Annotated in this window: 14 protein-coding genes; 7 read left to right on the plus strand and 7 right to left on the minus strand. The window is 65.9% G+C overall.

Annotation, left to right across the window (positions count from 1 at the left end; all coding sequences use genetic code 11):
* Positions 1-60: 60 nt before the first annotated feature.
* Positions 61-864, plus strand: a complete 804-nt coding sequence (locus GPL20_RS32190; RefSeq protein WP_157335406.1) for an enoyl-CoA hydratase-related protein — start codon at positions 61-63, stop codon at positions 862-864.
* Between the two features lie 11 nt (positions 865-875).
* On the opposite strand, the gene GPL20_RS32195 is transcribed toward GPL20_RS32190, so the two are convergent.
* On the minus strand, positions 876-1268 hold the full coding sequence (locus GPL20_RS32195; protein ID WP_246251122.1) for a hypothetical protein: 393 nt from the start codon (positions 1266-1268) through the stop codon (positions 876-878).
* 24 nt (positions 1269-1292) lie between these two features.
* Positions 1293-2177 carry a LysR family transcriptional regulator gene (locus tag GPL20_RS32200; RefSeq protein WP_157335477.1) on the minus strand — a complete coding sequence of 295 codons (885 nt, stop codon included), beginning with the start codon at positions 2175-2177 and terminating at the stop codon, positions 1293-1295.
* A gap of 111 nt (positions 2178-2288) precedes the next feature.
* Here GPL20_RS32200 and GPL20_RS32205 point away from each other — a divergent pair, with 111 nt between their 5' ends.
* From GPL20_RS32205 to GPL20_RS32220, 4 genes are all read left to right on the plus strand, one after another.
* Positions 2289-3656 (plus strand): FAD-dependent oxidoreductase, encoded by a 1368-nt coding sequence (locus GPL20_RS32205; RefSeq protein WP_157335408.1) that lies wholly within the window; start codon positions 2289-2291, stop codon positions 3654-3656.
* Between the two features lie 34 nt (positions 3657-3690).
* Entirely contained in the window at positions 3691-4695 is a 1005-nt protein-coding gene (locus GPL20_RS32210) for an ABC transporter substrate-binding protein (RefSeq protein ID WP_157335410.1), read from the plus strand.
* A gap of 112 nt (positions 4696-4807) precedes the next feature.
* Positions 4808-5581, plus strand: coding sequence for an ABC transporter ATP-binding protein (locus GPL20_RS32215; protein WP_157335412.1), 774 nt, complete (start codon positions 4808-4810; stop codon positions 5579-5581).
* Positions 5574-6398, plus strand: coding sequence for an ABC transporter permease (locus tag GPL20_RS32220; RefSeq protein WP_157335414.1), 825 nt, complete (start codon positions 5574-5576; stop codon positions 6396-6398). The genes GPL20_RS32215 and GPL20_RS32220 overlap by 8 nt, the downstream gene beginning before the upstream one ends.
* A gap of 112 nt (positions 6399-6510) precedes the next feature.
* On the opposite strand, the gene gtdA is transcribed toward GPL20_RS32220, so the two are convergent.
* Entirely contained in the window at positions 6511-7551 is a 1041-nt protein-coding gene (gene gtdA, locus GPL20_RS32225) for a gentisate 1,2-dioxygenase (protein WP_157335416.1), read from the minus strand.
* Positions 7552-7734: 183 nt separating this feature from the next.
* Between gtdA and maiA the strand changes: the two genes are divergently transcribed.
* Positions 7735-8367 carry a maleylacetoacetate isomerase gene (gene maiA, locus GPL20_RS32230; RefSeq protein ID WP_157335418.1) on the plus strand — a complete coding sequence of 211 codons (633 nt, stop codon included), beginning with the start codon at positions 7735-7737 and terminating at the stop codon, positions 8365-8367.
* Positions 8357-8869, plus strand: coding sequence for a MarR family winged helix-turn-helix transcriptional regulator (locus GPL20_RS32235; protein WP_167533309.1), 513 nt, complete (start codon positions 8357-8359; stop codon positions 8867-8869). Before maiA ends, GPL20_RS32235 begins: the two co-directional genes overlap by 11 nt.
* Before the next feature lie 218 nt (positions 8870-9087).
* Here the strand turns inward: GPL20_RS32235 and GPL20_RS32240 are convergent, their stop codons facing one another.
* From GPL20_RS32240 to GPL20_RS32255, 4 genes are all read right to left on the minus strand, one after another.
* Entirely contained in the window at positions 9088-10701 is a 1614-nt protein-coding gene (locus GPL20_RS32240; protein ID WP_157335422.1) for a benzoate-CoA ligase family protein, read from the minus strand.
* A complete protein-coding gene (locus tag GPL20_RS32245) occupies positions 10698-11837 on the minus strand; it encodes an FAD-dependent monooxygenase (RefSeq protein WP_157335424.1) in 1140 nt (379 codons plus the stop codon). Before GPL20_RS32245 ends, GPL20_RS32240 begins: the two co-directional genes overlap by 4 nt.
* Before the next feature lie 386 nt (positions 11838-12223).
* Positions 12224-13063, minus strand: coding sequence for a hypothetical protein (locus GPL20_RS32250; RefSeq protein WP_157335426.1), 840 nt, complete (start codon positions 13061-13063; stop codon positions 12224-12226).
* Positions 13064-13246: 183 nt separating this feature from the next.
* Entirely contained in the window at positions 13247-14248 is a 1002-nt protein-coding gene (locus GPL20_RS32255; protein WP_157335428.1) for an NADP-dependent oxidoreductase, read from the minus strand.
* Positions 14249-14332: the final 84 nt, after the last annotated feature.

Raw genomic sequence — 14332 nt, forward strand, 5'->3', positions numbered from 1 at the left:
GATCAGGGCGAGCGGCCTCGGTCATAGTGCGGGGCAACCAAGATGACCGGAGGATCGCCGATGACCGCCAACCCTGTCCTGTGGAGCCTCGATGCGCGCGGCGTCGCCACCGTCACGTTGAACCGGCCGGAGGTCAACAATGCCTATGACGGCGCCCTGATCGCGGGCGTGCTCGCGGCCATGGATGATCTCGGCCAGAAGCCCAATCTCCGCGTCGTCGTGCTCAGGGGCAACGGCAAGCATTTTCAGGCCGGCGCCGACCTCAAATGGATCAACGGCGTGCGGCCGCAATCGGCTGACGCGAACGAGGCCGCATCGCGCGCGACCTTCGAGGCCGTGCAGCGGCTCAACACCTTGCCGATCCCGACGGTCGCGCTGGTGCAGGGCGGCTGCTTTGGCGGCGGCACCGGCGTGATCGCGGCCTGCGACGTCGTGATTGCCGCCGACAATGCGCTGTTCTCGATCACCGAAGTGCGCTGGGGCCTGACCGCGGCCATCATCATCCCGCAGCTCTGCGACGCCATCGGCGTGCGGCAGGTCCGCCGCTACGCGCTGACCGGCGAACGCTTCGGCGCCGAGGACGCCCGCCGCATCGGTCTCGTCCATGACGTCGTGCCGCTCGCCGAGCTCGAAGCCGCAGGCAGCAAGGTGGTCGAGCAGCTGCTCGCCAACGGGCCGGAGGCAATGGCCGAAACCAAGCGTCTGGCGCTGGAGAGCTCGTTCGGCGGCATGGCGGTGGACGATGCGGCGTACACGCGGCTCGTGCACCTGCATTCGGTCAAGCGCCAGAGCGCGGAGGCGGCGGAAGGGCTGGCCTCGTTCGCCGAGAAGCGGTCGGCGAATTGGGGAGGCAGCAAAGGCTGAGCGTCAGCCGCTCAGCAGCCGCGGCAGATGTTGTTGATGCTGCGATAGACGGCATCATCGTCCTGTCGCATCTGGCGCTGCGTTTCGAGCGCCCTGCTCTCGTCGGTCACAGGCGCGGGCTTGCGCTTCGCGGCAAGCTCTTCCTCCTGGCGCTTATAGCAGCCTTCTCGCTCGGCCTTGGCCTGGATGAAGCGGCAGTTCTGCTCCAGGGTCGCGGCGGGGGGCGCCGACAGCGCAAGAGCGATAAAGACGAGTAGGGCGTGTTTTACAAATGTCGAATCCATGGCGGGCCTTCTCTCAGGTTTGTCTCTCGGGAGCAACCGCGCCGTATGCAGCGTGTAGCCCGGATGAGCGAAGCGACATCCGGGAATGCCGCGAGCGGTCCCGGATGTCGCTTCGCTCATGCGGGCTACGGCGCGCCGCCAGGCCTACAGCGACGGCGCGAATGACGTTTTCAGCAAAGCGAGCAGCGCCTGCACCGCAGCCGCATTGCGCCGGCGCTCGGGGATGGCGGCCTTCACCCACAGCTCGGGAATCGGAAAGTCGCGCAGCACCGGCTTGAGCGTGCCGTCACGCAAGGCATCGGCGACGAGATAATGCGACATCAGCGCGATGCCGTTGCCGGCGATGGCGCTGCGCGCCAGCACATGTCCCTCGTTGGAGGAGAGCAGCGGGCTGACCTGGATGCTGATGCGGCCGCGCGGGCCGTCAAAGATCCATTCGGGGCCGGTCGGCAGAAAGCTGAGGCAGCGATGCTCGACGAGGTCGCGCGGATGCTTTGGTGTGCCGTGCTTCTTCAAGTAAGCCGGCGATGCGCAGAGCAGCCGCTTCAGCGGGCACAGCGGCTCGTCGACCACGCCGCCGAAGGAATGCGGGAAGGCGCCGATCGCGATGTCGAAACCCTCGGTCACCGGATCGACCGGGCGATCGATCATCACGATCTCGAGCTTGAGCCGCGGGTTCTGGGTCTGGAACGCGCTGAAGGCGTCGGCGAGCCGCGCCACCGTCAGTGAGGTCGGCGCCTTGATGCGGAGGTGATCGACGAGGTCGTGGCCTTTCTCGCCCATGCGCGAGAGCAGGTCGGTGGCGTCAGCGACGACGCCGCGGGCGCGATGCACGTAGCGCTGGCCGGCTTCCGTGAGCCGCAATTGCCGGGTCGAGCGGTGAAACAGCGGCGCGCCGATCCGCGCTTCCAGCTGCGTGACGCGCTTAGCGACGACCGAGGTCGAGACGCCGAGCTTTCGCGCGGCGGCGGAGAAACCGGCCGCGTCGGCGGTGGCGAGGAAGGCCTGCAGGTTCACCAGGATGTCCATGTCGACCTTTCGCGATTCGAGAAAGCTGATCGCATATTCTGGTAGATTGTAGCTGGACACGCGTTAATTCATAGTCGCCCCCAAGCAAAGGATTTTGGGAAGGGACGCGCCATGCGGGCCATGACGATCGAAGAACCTGCGCGCAAAGTGCCGCTCTACGGCGAATATGAAGTCGTGGTCCTCGGTGGCGGCCCGGCCGGCATTGTCGCTGCTGCCTCGGCCGCGCGCGCCGGGCGGAAGACACTCCTGATCGAACGCTACGGCTTTCTCGGCGGCATGGGCACGGCCGCCGGCGTCACCAATTTCTGCGGCCTGCATGGCAATGTCTTTGGCAAGGCGCACCGGCTGGTGCAGGGCATGGCGTCGGAGCTGCTGGCGCGGATCGACCGGCTCAACGGCCTCAACGCGCCGCATCTGATCCTCGGCAAGGTGTTCGCCCAGGCCTACGACACCGCGGCCTACAAGATCGCGGCCGACGAACTGCTTGCAAGCCACAAGGTGCACATCCTCTTCCACGCCCTCGGCGCCGGCGTCGTGATGGGCGATAACAGCCGCATTGACGCGCTGATGGTCGAGACCAAGGCCGGCCGGCAGGCGGTGCGCTCGGAGATCTTCATCGACTGCTCCGGCGACGGCGATCTCGCGGTCTGGGCCGGCGCGCCGTTCGAGATCGGTGACGAACACGGTCATCCGATGTACCCCTCGATGATGCTGCGCCTCAACGGCATCGATCCGGAGAAGGCCGGCGATGCCTGGCGGACCATCCCGCAATTGATGGAAAAGGCGACCGCGGCCGGAACGCACAAATTCCCGCGGAAAAGCGCGATCGTGCGGCCGCAAAAGTCCGGCATCGAATGGCGGGTGAATTTCACGCAGGTCGCGCGCGAGGACGGCCATGCCATCAACGGCGTCGAGCCCGATGACCTCACCCGAGGCGAGATCGAGGGCCGCAAGCAGGCGCTCGCCGCGTACGAGTTTCTGCGTAGTGCCGTGCCGGGCTTCGAAAAGTCCTACATCGTCGATCTGCCGCCGCAGCTCGGCATCCGCGAGACCCGACGCATCAGGGGCGGCTACCAGCTCAGCGGCGAGGACGTGCTCGGCTGCGCCTCCTTCGAGGATTCCATCGGCGTCAATGGCTGGCCGATCGAGGCCCATGTTCCCGGCGACGTCGTCTTCACGTTTCCGCCGATCCCGGAATCGCGCGGCTATAACGAGCTGCCCTACCGGATGCTGGTGCCGGAAGGCGTCGACAATCTGCTGGTCGCCGGTCGCTGCGCCTCGATGACCCATGAGGGCCAATCGGCGGCGCGGGTCTCCGGTGCCTGTTTTGTGATGGGCGAGGCGGCCGGTTCCGCCGCGGCGCTGGCGCTCTCGGGCAATCGAATCCCGCGTGACATCCCCGTTGAAAAATTGCAGGAAACGTTGAAACAACAGGGCGCCTTCATCGGGCGGGACCAGCCCGTGCCCGAGGGCCTGTAACGCACTGCAAGAGAACGACGAGGGAGAACACGGGATGATCGGGATTGCACGGCTCGCGGTAGCCAGCCTTTTGGCGATCATGGCGATGGGAACGGCGCGGGCCGAGGATGCGCTGAAGGCCAAGATCGGCGTGCTCCGCCTGTCCTCCTCCGCGCCGGTGTTCATCGCGCAGGACAAGGGCTATTTCCGCGAGGCCGGCTTGGAGGTCGAGCTGAAATTCTTCGATGCGGCGCAGCCGATTGCGGTTGCCACAACCTCGGGCGACGTCGATTTCGGCATCACCGCCTTCACCGCCGGCCTCTACAATCTCGCCGGCAAGGGCACGCTGAAGGTGATCGGCGGCATGAGCCGCGAGAAGGCCGGCTATCCCCTGATCGGCTATTTCGCCAGCAACAATGCCTATGCCGCCGGCCTGAAGACGCCGAAGGATCTCGCGGGCAAGCGCGTGGCGATGACGCAGGTCGGATCAAGCTTTCACTATTCGCTCGGCCTGCTCGCCGACAAATACGGCTTCAAGCTCTCCGAGGTGAAGATCGTGCCGCTGCAATCGCTGTCGAATGCCGCCGCCGCCCTGAAGGGCGAGACCGTCGATGCGGCGCTGCTGCCGATCTCGACCGCGCGCAAGCTGATGGACGAGGGCGGCGCGAAATTCCTGGGCTGGGTCGGCGACGAGACGCCCTGGCAGCTGGGGGCGGTGTTCGCCTCGCCGAAGACGCTGACCAACAAGGCGCTGGTCACCAAGCTGCTCGGCGCGCTGGCGAAGGCGGATCGCGAATATCACGACACCATTCTCGCCGCGATGAAGGACGGCGTCGCGCCGATCAACGACAAGACGAAGCCGCTGCTGGAGATCATCGCAAAATACACCAACCTGCCGGTCGAGCAGGTGGTCGGCAACTGCGCCTATATCGACCCCGACGGCAAACTGGACGTGAAGAACGTCGACAACCAGATCAAATGGCTCCAGGAGCAGGGCTTCGCCGACAAGGGCTTTGACGCGAACGCGATCATCGCGAAGGACTATGTGAAGGCGGATTGAACATCACCCGTCATTCCGGGGCTCGCGAAGCGAGAACCCGGAATCTCGAGGTTCCGGGTCTGGTCCTTCGGACCATCCCGGAACGACCGAGGAGGAGAGTGACGAGAAGACAATGGACCTGATCGCCAACCACATCAGCCACCGCTTCGGCGACCTCGCCGTGCTCGACGACGTCTCGTTCACCGTGGGTGCCGGCGAGGTGGTGGCGATCGTGGGGCCGTCCGGCTGTGGCAAGAGCACGCTGCTGTCTATCCTTGGCGGGCTGTTGCAGCCGAACTCGGGCGCGCCCGAGCTGCGCGGCGCGCCGCCGGCGGACAGTCTCAATCCGCTGACCTTCGTGTTCCAGGACTTCGCGCTGCTGCCCTGGGCCACGGTGGAGGAGAACGTCGAATTCCCGCTGCTGCACACCCAGCTCTCGGCCGTGCAGCGCCGCGCGCTGGTCGACGATGCCCTGCGCCGCACCGGCCTGACCGATTTTCGCCAGACCTATCCAAAGCAGCTCTCCGGCGGCATGCGCCAGCGCGTCGGCATTTCGCGCGCGCTTGCGGTCAAGCCTGCGATCCTGCTGATGGACGAGCCGCTGTCCGCGCTGGATTCGCAGACCCGCGAATTGCTGATGGAGGATTTCGTCCGTCTGCTCGCCGATGGCGGCATGGGCGCGGTCTATGTCACGCACAATCTCGAAGAGGCGGCGCGGCTCGCCGACCGCATCGTGGTGCTGTCGCGCCGGCCCGGCCGCATTCGCGAGGTCGTGACCGTGCCGATGACGCGCGCCGCGCGCGGTGAAGCGGCGGCGCGTGAGAAGCTGCTGGCGCTCCAGAACCAGATCTGGTCGCTGATCCGCAACGAGGCGATCGACGCCGAGCGCGAGGTCCAGCATGCTTGATCGCGCGACGACGGAGTCAGCCGCGAAGGACGCCACGACGCGTCGCGTCCGCTTCCGCGGCGCCGGCTTCGTGCCTGCCTCGAGCCGGTTCGGCGGCTGGATCGCGCTCGCGCTCGTGATCGCGATCTGGCAGGCCGCCGGCAGCGTCGGCCTCGTCAATCCGCTATTCCTGCCGGCACCGTCGGCGATCGCGCGCGCGATCTATCAGCTCGCGATCTCGGGTGCGCTCTGGCAGCACCTCTCGGCGTCGCTGCTGCGCATTGGCGTCGGCTGGCTGCTGGGAACGGCGGCCGGAGTGGCCGTCGGCTTTGCCATCGGCCTGTCGCGGCTGGCGCGCAGCGTCGGCATCACCTTCATCTCGGCGCTGTTCCCGATTCCGAAGATCGCCTTGCTGCCGCTGCTGATCCTCTGGCTCGGCATCGGCGAAGAGCCGAAGATCGCGACCATTGCGCTCGGCGTCTTCTTCTCGACCGCGATCTCGGTCTATAGCGGCGTCGATGCGGTGCCGCGCAACCTGATCCGCATGGCGCAGAGCTTCAACGTTCCCTTCGCCACCATCGTGCGCAAGGTGATCTGGCCGGGCGCGCTGCCCGCGATCCTCGCCGGCTTCCGCATCACCGCCTCCGTCGCGCTGCTGCTCGTCGTCAGCGCCGAGATGATCGGCGCGCAATACGGCATCGGCGCCTTCGTGCTCCAGGCCGGCAATCTGATGCAGACCGATCAACTGCTCGCGGGCGTAGTGATCCTGTCGGTGTTCGGGCTTGCGGTGGGGAAGGTGATCGGCTGGCTGGAGATGCGGCTGTTGCACTGGCGGTGAGGCTTGCTCCGTCATTGCGAGCGCAGCGAAGCAATCCAGAATCCCTCCGCGGTGGCAGTCTGGATTGCTTCGCTGTGCTCGCAATGACGATGCGGAGGGAGTTTCCGGCGCCTCACGCGTTCCCGCGATCTTCCCGGAACAGGTCGAGCTTCTGCTGCACCGGCCGATCCGAGAAGCTGAACAGCACGGCGTCGTCGTCGGCCTCGTGCGTGACCCAGTGCCAGCTCGGCACCACGAACAGATCGCGCGGACCCCATTCGAAAACGGCATCGCCAATGCGGCTGCGGCCATGGCCTTCGATCGGGCAGAACACCGTCGCATCCGTCGCGCGGTAGCGCGCGGTCTTGAAGCCTTTGGGCAGCAGCTGGATGAAGGTGCCGATGGTCGGCATCGCAAAATCGCCGGTCTCGGGATTGCTGAACTTCAGCTTCAACCCGTGGCAGGCGTCCCACTCCTGGCTCGTGCGAGCCTTTTCCAGCGCCTCGCGGGTGTAGGCGTAGGGATAGCTGAAGATCGGCGAGGTCTTCGAGCTTCGCTTGACGTCGACCGGCAGCAGATTGTGGCCGTAGCGCGCAAAGCTGTCGCCGGCAGGCTTTGTGATCTTCTGCTGGTCCTCCTTGGAGCCTTCCGCGAAGGAGCAGTCGAAGAACTGCACCAGCGGGATGTCGAGACCGTCGAGCCAGAACATCGGCTCATTGGTCTCGTTGGAATGATCGTGCCAGGTCATCGACGGCGTGATGATGAAATCCCCTCGCTCCATCGCGGTGCGCTCGCCGTCGACGGCGGTGTGCGCGCCCTTGCCTTCGAGCACGAAGCGCAGCGCGGACTGGCTGTGCCGGTGCGCCGGCGCGACGTCGCCCGGCACCACCATCTGTACGCCGGCATAGAGCGAGGTCGTGATCTTGGATTGCCCGCGCAGCCCCGGATTCTCCAGCACCAGCACGCGCCGCTCGGCTTCCTTGGCGGTGATCAGCTTGCCGGCTTCACGCATGTAGTCGCGGATGACGTCGAACTTCCACAGATGCGGCCGGCAGGCGCTCTTCGGCTCCGGCGTGATCAAATCGCTCATCACCGTCCACAGCGCGGTGAGATTTTCGCCGTCGATCTTCTTGTAGAACGCTTCGCGTTCCGGTGTCCTGGTCACGGCTTCCATGGCGCGGCTCCCGTTCGTTTTGTTGATTGACAGTATACTGACGATCTAGGTAGCGTCAACGCTTGCCGGTTGTTGATTGTCGTCATTCCGGAGCGATGCGATAGCATCGCATCCGGAATCTCGAGGTTCCGGGTTCTCGCTTCGCGAGCCCCGGAACGACAAAAGAGTAAAGGGAGGGTCCCGATGAAGCTGCACGGCTATTTCCGCTCCAGCGCCGCCTATCGCGTGCGCATCGCGCTGAACCTCAAGAGCCTCGGTGCCGAGCATCTGCCGCATCATCTTCGCAAGGGCGAGCAATGCGCCCCCAGCTATCTCGCCATCAATCCGCAGGGCCTGGTGCCGGCGCTGGAGAACGATGCGGGCGCAGTGCTGACCCAATCGGTCGCGATCATCGAATGGCTCGACGAAACCCATCCCAATCCACCGCTGCTGCCGCAGGATCCGCTGCGCCGCGCCAAGGTGCGGGCCTTCGCGCTGGCGATCGCCTGCGACACCCACCCGGTGCAGAACCTGAAGGTGCTGGCGCGGCTGCGCGAGCTTGGCCTTGCCGAGGAGAAGGTCCAGGACTGGGCGGCGTGGGTCAACCGCGAGGGGCTGTCGGCCTGTGAGACCCTTGTCAGAGATGAGCCTGGACCGTTCTGCTTCGGCGATGCGCCGACGCTGGCCGATCTCTGCCTGGTGCCGCAACTCGCCAATGCGCGCCGCTTCGGCGTCGACGTCTCGGCCTATCCGCGCCTGCTCAAGGCGGAAGCCGCCGCCAAGGCGCTGCCGGCCTTCGCCAATGCCGCCCCGGAGAAGCAGCCCGATGCCGAGTAAGCCTCTTCCTCCGATCACGATGGACGCGGTCTATGCCGCGCCGGGCTATCTGTTCCGGCGTATGCAGCAGATCGCGGTCTCGATCTTCATGGAGGAGTGCAAGGCGTTCGATCTGACGCCGGTGCAATACGCGGCGCTGATCGCGATCCACACCCATCCCGGCATCGACGCGACGCGGCTGTCGGCGGTGATCGCGTTCGACCGCTCCACGCTCGGCAGCGTGATCGAGCGGCTTCAGGCCAAGGACTATATCGAACGCAAGCCGGCACCCGAGGACAAGCGGATCAAGCTGCTCTATCTGACGAAATCAGGCGCCGCGATCCTGCGCGAGATCATCCCCGCCGTCGAACGCGCGCAAGCACGCATGCTGGAGCCGCTCAAGCCCGCCGACCGCAAGCAGTTAATGGGGCTGCTGGTGCAGCTCGTCGATCTCAACAACGAGGCCTCACGCGTGCCGCTGCGGGCCGAGGATGCGCTGGAGCATCTGGGGAAGGCGGGGTGAGGGGAGTGTGTGAGACGCTGTGTAGGCGCCTCATTCTCTGCTGTCGTCCCGGGGCGCGCGAAGCGCGAACCCGGGACCCATAACCACAGGGAGAAGTTTGGCGGAGACTCGGAGTTACCAGCTCGCGTCAAAACCGCTCCCTGGGGTTATGGGTCCCCGCCTTCGCGGGGACGACACCGAGAGTGTGGCGGCGCTGGTGCGCCCCTCACGCTCTCCCCTCACATCCGCAGCAGCGCCTGCCGGTCGATCTTCCCCGTGCCCGTCTTCGGCAACTCGTCGATGAAGATCACCTCGCGCGGATATTTGTAGGGCAGCAGTTTGCCCTTGACGTAGTCCTGGAGCCGCCGCGTCGCCTCGTTCTGGTCGACGGCGCGATTGTTCATCACCACCACCGCCTTCAGCGTCATCCGCCGGTCCGGCAGCTCGGCCGCGAACACCGCGCATTCACGGATGTCGGGGTGATCGGCGAGGCACAGCTCGACTTCGAGCGGGTAGACCCACTGGCCGGAGATCTTGATGAGATCGTCGGCGCGGCCGCGGAAGAAGTGAAAGCCGTCGGCGTCGCGGACGAAGCGGTCGCCGGTGTAGATCCAGCCGCCCTCGCGGATCGTCTCGGCGGATTTGTCCGGCCGGTTCCAGTACAGCGGCGTGTTGGAATCGCCGCGCACCCACAAAATGCCTTCCTCGCCGTCGCCGACGTCGCGGCCGTCCTTGTCGCGAAGCGCGACCTCGTAGCCGGGCACGCGCAGGCCGGCGGCGCCGAGCTTCTTCTGCTCGGGTCGGTTGGAGAGATAGATGTGCAGCACCTCGGTCGAGCCGAGGCCTTCGACGATCTCGAGGCCGGTGAGCGTCTTCCAGCCGTTGAAGACTTCGGCCGAGAGCACCTCGGCCGCGGAGAGCGACATGCGCAGCGACGAAAAGTCGGTCTTGTCCGCACCATCAGCCTTGGTCAGCGATGTGTAGAGCGTCGGCAGCCCGAAGAAGACCGTCGGCTTGTATTGCTCGATCGCCGCAAAGATCGCCGCGGGCCTGGGCTGGCCCGGCAGCAGCAGCGTCGCCGCACCCGCCGAGAACGGGAAGGTGACGGAGTTGCCGAAACCATAGGCGAAGAAGATCTTTGGCACCGAGAAGCAGACGTCGCCCGGCGTCAGCTTCAGGACATTCCGCGCAAAGGCCACCTCGCTATAGGCCATGTCGTGCTGGAGATGCACGATGCCCTTCGGCCGGCCGGTCGAGCCGGAGGAATACATCCAGAACGCCATCTCGTTGCGTTGCGTCGGGGCTTCCGCCAACTCTGCCGGGAATTGCGCAAGCCAGCTTGCCGCCGCAACCGCCTTCGGCGCGGCGTGGTCACCCACCGCGCCATTGACCACGATCAGCGTGCGCAGGCCGGTCGCCTTGCAGGCTTCGGCATTGAAACGCGCGCAGAACTCGGCATCCGCGACCGCAACATGCGCACCTGAATCGGCAAGATAGAACTGCAGCAGATCCGGCGGCGTCAGCGTGTTGATCAGGAGCGGCACGAAGCCGGCACGTACCGCGCCGAAGAACGCGGCCGGATAGGTCGGCGTGTCGTCGAGGAACAACAGCACGCGGTCGCCGCGCTCGAGGCCGAGCGAGGCAAAACCGTTGCCCCACTGACCGGCTTCCGCGCACAGCTCGGCATATGTGCGCGTGCCCGCCGGACCGATCAGCGCAAGCTTGTCGCCGTGACCCTTGCCGAGATTGTCGAACAGCACGCGGCTGGCGTTGTAGACGTCCGGAACGGCAAAGCCGATCTCGCGCGCGCCCAGGCTGTCGACGGGCACCTGGTCGCGAATCTCGCTGCTCATGCCGCATCTCCGCCGTTTTTCGCCGCCGCGTAGCGGGCCATGAAGGCGGGCGACATTTGGCGCAGGCGCTCCTCGTCGATCCGCCCGGAGCGGGTGATGTAGCTGTAGGCGAAATCCATCAGATCGAGCTGCATGTGTTGGGCGAAATGCTCGTACCAGGAGGCGCTGGTGCGCGCGGCATCGACGAGCTTCTGCACGACCGGCTTTCGCGCGGCCTGGTAGCGGTGCAGCGCGGTCGTCAGATGCGCATCGGATTCCAGCGCCTTGACCAGCGCGATCGCGTCTTCGATCGCGAGCCGGGTGCCGGAGCCGATCGAGAAATGCGCCGAGTGCAGGGCGTCGCCGATCAGCACCATGTTCTTGAACGACCAGTGCTCGTTCCAGACCCAGGGAAAGTTGCGCCAGACCGATTTGTTGGAGACCAGGCAATGGCCGCCGAGGGTGTCCGCAAAGACCTCCTCGCAAACGCCCTTCGACTGCTCGACGTCCTTGTAGGCGAAGCCATAGGCCTGCCAGGTCGCATGGTCGCATTCGACCAGGAAGGTGCTCATGTTCGGCGAGTAGCGGTAGTGATGGGCGTTGAAGGTGCCGCGGTCGGTCTTCACGAAGGTCTGCGACAGCGTGTCGAAGCGCTTCGAGGTGCCGTACCAGACAAACTTGTTGGAGGAGTAGGACAGCGAGGTGCCGAAATCGCCTTCGAAGGCGCGGCGCACCAGCGAGTTCAGTCCGTCGGCGGCGACGATCAGGTCATGGCCATTGAGCTGGTCGATCGCCTGTATCTGCGTGTCGAAGCGTGGGGTGACGCCGGCGTCGAGCGCGCGCTGCTGGAGGAACCTGAGGAGCTCGAGCCGTCCGATCGAGGAGAAGCCGACCCCGTCGATGGCGACGCTGTTGCCGTGCAGGTTGAGGGTGATGTTCTCCCAGCTCTCCATATGCGGTGCGATCGCATCGACCGTCTCGGGGTCGTCGGCGCGCAGGAACTCCAGCGCCTGGTCGGAGAACACGACGCCAAAGCCCCAGGTCGCGTCGGCCGGGTTCTGTTCGAACAGGTCGACCTGATCCTCGGGGTGACGCTTCTTCCAGAGATAGGCGAAGTAGAGCCCACCGGGCCCCCCGCCGATCACGGCAATCCGCAACGTCTGCCTCCCTAATTGACAGTATACTTACTATCTAGGGGTAGACTAATGGGCTCCGGCCTCCCGCGCCAGCGGAATTATCGGCAAGACACGTGGCGCGCCGAAGCTCACCCCCGGACGCGCGTTTGGCGCGTGTCCGAGGCAGTGACGAGCGAAGCATAGCCAAACCGCGCCGGCTTGGCCATCCGCACCGTCAGACGCAGCGCTTCACGTAGACCCCGTTCACGAGCACCCTGGTGCAGGGACCACGGGAACCGGCTTGCGGACCACGACGGCCGCACTCGGCCCGGCGCGGCCGGCGCGATAGACGCCGCGGGCGCGCGAAAATTCATTCGCGCGCGCGGCCAGACCTCGACGCGCGCTTCGGCGCGTGAGTTGCGGGTCGCTTATCGCGCCGCGAATGGGGCAAGGACCTCCTTGCAGGCCGGCGACAGCGATGCGGCATTGCTGCTGATGCATTGGATGATGCGGCCGCCGCCGGGCGCGACGCCGGCGCATAGCGTGCGGATGTCGGCGCTGCAGGCCGACCTTACGATGAACAGCTCTTCGCGCGGCCGCAATGGGCGCAGCACGATCATAGCGGGTGCAGCCGCCGGTGCTGCTCCGGCAGCCGGTGCGGCACCCGCCGCAGGCGCGGCCGTCGCGGCTGCGCCGCCACCGGTCGCGGCGGTCACCGCTTTCTCGCAGGCCGGCGACAGCTTCGCCTTGTTCTTCTCCAGGCATTCGAGCGCAGGCGCGCCGCCCGGCGGAACGCCGGCGCAGACCTTGGGATAGTCGGCGCGGCAGGCGCTCTTGATGGCGGAGAGTTGTGCGCTGCTCGGTTGCTTGGCGGCGGCAGCAGCTTTTGGCGCCGGTGCGGCGGCCGGCTTTGCAACGGGAGCGGCTTCGGCCTTCGGCGCGGCCGGCGCCGGCGTCGGTGCGGCTTCGGCCTTTGGCGCAGCGGGAGCAGCTTCCGTCTTGGGCGCCGCGGCGGGCTCGACCGCGCGAACCGCGGCCTGGCAGCCCGACGACAGGCTGGACATGTTCTTCTCAAGGCATTGATACGCCTCCACACCACCCGGCGTGACGCTGGAGCAGTGCGCCATGAAGTCCGAGCGGCATGCGGAGCGCATCGCACTCTTCTGGGCGTCGGTCGGGGTCTGCGCGAAGGCCGGTGCTGCAACTGCGAAGAGAGCTGCCGCCAGCAACGCCTTCGGCGTTGCATCATGCTTCAACATCTTGAACATCGCTGTGAATTCCTGCCCTGTCGGGAAAGCGCTCGGCCTTCTGCCCAAGGCTTCCGTGCTCGAGGCTCCCGGAAATTGATGCAAACGCAATCGTGGCGAGCAATGTCTCGCGAGCGGCATCATTGGCCGCTTTGGCCGCTGCCGCAAGCAGATAAATGCGGGCAGCAGGCGATGCTAACGCCGTCAGAGCCTGACCATGCGCTTGCCGCGGTTTTCTCCCGCGAGCAATCCGATCAGCGCCTTCGGCGTGTTCTCCAGTCCATCGATGATGTCCTCCTGCACCTTCAGCTTGCCGGATTTGACCCAGGCCTGGAGCTCGGCGAGTGCGCGCTGGCTCTCCTTCATGTAGTCCATCACGATGAAGCCCTGCATGACGAGCCGCTTCACCACGATCAGCCCGGGGACGCCGCGCGGGCCGTGCGCCGAAGGCGCGCCGTCATATTGCGAGATCGCGCCACAGCAGGCGATGCGGCCGTAATTGTTCATCTGCGGCAGGCAGGCTTCGAGAATGTCGCCGCCGACATTGTCGAAATAGACGTCGATGCCTTGGGGCGCAGCGGCCCGCAATGCCTTGAACACCGCGCCGTCCTTGTAGTCGACGGCGGCATCGAACCCGAGTTCGGAGGTCAGCCAGCTGCACTTGTCCGCGCCGCCGGCGATGCCGATCACGCGGCATCCCCTGATCTTCGCGATCTGTCCGACGATCGAGCCGACCGAGCCTGCGGCCGCCGACACCACGACCGTCTCGCCCTCCCTGGGCTTGCCGATCTCCAGCAGGCCGAAATAGGCAGTGAGGCCGGCGATGCCGAACACGCTGAGCAGATGCGTCAGCGGTTCGAGCTTCGGCATTTTCGTCAGATGCTTCGCCGGCACCGCGGCATACTCCTGCCAGCCGGTGTCGCCGAACACGATGTCGCCGGGCGTCAGCTCGGGCGCTTTCGAGCTCACGACCTCCGCGATGGCGCCGCCAGCCATCACGCTGTTTGCTTCGACGGCCGAACGATAGGTCGCGCCGTGCATCCAGGCGCGGTTGGCGGCGTCGAGCGAGATGTAGCGCACGCGCAGCAGCGCCTCGCCGTCCTTCGGCTCCGGCATCGATCCCTCGATCATCCCAAAGTGCTCGGGGCCGAGCTTGCCGCTGGGCTTCTCCACCAGAAGAATCTGGCGATTGATGTTGCCGCTCATGGCGTTCCCCTCTTCATTTGTTTGACGATTATTGATGCAGCCGTCGCAAGGAAAACGTGCAAGCCGCATTCGTTGTGCGCTGCA

Source organism: Bradyrhizobium cajani (genome assembly GCF_009759665.1).
In the GTDB taxonomy this organism is placed as follows: domain Bacteria; phylum Pseudomonadota; class Alphaproteobacteria; order Rhizobiales; family Xanthobacteraceae; genus Bradyrhizobium; species Bradyrhizobium cajani.

Bases quoted from the DNA above. Each gene is read 5' to 3' on its own strand.
- GPL20_RS32235 (WP_167533309.1), top strand. From the start codon at position 8,357: ATGCCGAGTAAGCCTCTTCCTCCGATCACGATGGACGCGGTCTATGCC.
- GPL20_RS32215 (WP_157335412.1), top strand. From the start codon at position 4,808: ATGGACCTGATCGCCAACCACATCAGCCACCGCTTCGGCGACCTCGCC.
- maiA (WP_157335418.1), top strand. From the start codon at position 7,735: ATGAAGCTGCACGGCTATTTCCGCTCCAGCGCCGCCTATCGCGTGCGC.
- GPL20_RS32255 (WP_157335428.1), bottom strand. From the start codon at position 14,248: ATGAGCGGCAACATCAATCGCCAGATTCTTCTGGTGGAGAAGCCCAGC.
- GPL20_RS32240 (WP_157335422.1), bottom strand. From the start codon at position 10,701: ATGAGCAGCGAGATTCGCGACCAGGTGCCCGTCGACAGCCTGGGCGCG.
- GPL20_RS32250 (WP_157335426.1), bottom strand. From the start codon at position 13,063: ATGTTCAAGATGTTGAAGCATGATGCAACGCCGAAGGCGTTGCTGGCG.
- GPL20_RS32210 (WP_157335410.1), top strand. From the start codon at position 3,691: ATGATCGGGATTGCACGGCTCGCGGTAGCCAGCCTTTTGGCGATCATG.
- GPL20_RS32190 (WP_157335406.1), top strand. From the start codon at position 61: ATGACCGCCAACCCTGTCCTGTGGAGCCTCGATGCGCGCGGCGTCGCC.
- GPL20_RS32200 (WP_157335477.1), bottom strand. From the start codon at position 2,177: ATGGACATCCTGGTGAACCTGCAGGCCTTCCTCGCCACCGCCGACGCG.
- GPL20_RS32195 (WP_246251122.1), bottom strand. From the start codon at position 1,268: ATGAGCGAAGCGACATCCGGGACCGCTCGCGGCATTCCCGGATGTCGC.
- GPL20_RS32205 (WP_157335408.1), top strand. From the start codon at position 2,289: ATGCGGGCCATGACGATCGAAGAACCTGCGCGCAAAGTGCCGCTCTAC.
- GPL20_RS32220 (WP_157335414.1), top strand. From the start codon at position 5,574: ATGCTTGATCGCGCGACGACGGAGTCAGCCGCGAAGGACGCCACGACG.
- gtdA (WP_157335416.1), bottom strand. From the start codon at position 7,551: ATGGAAGCCGTGACCAGGACACCGGAACGCGAAGCGTTCTACAAGAAG.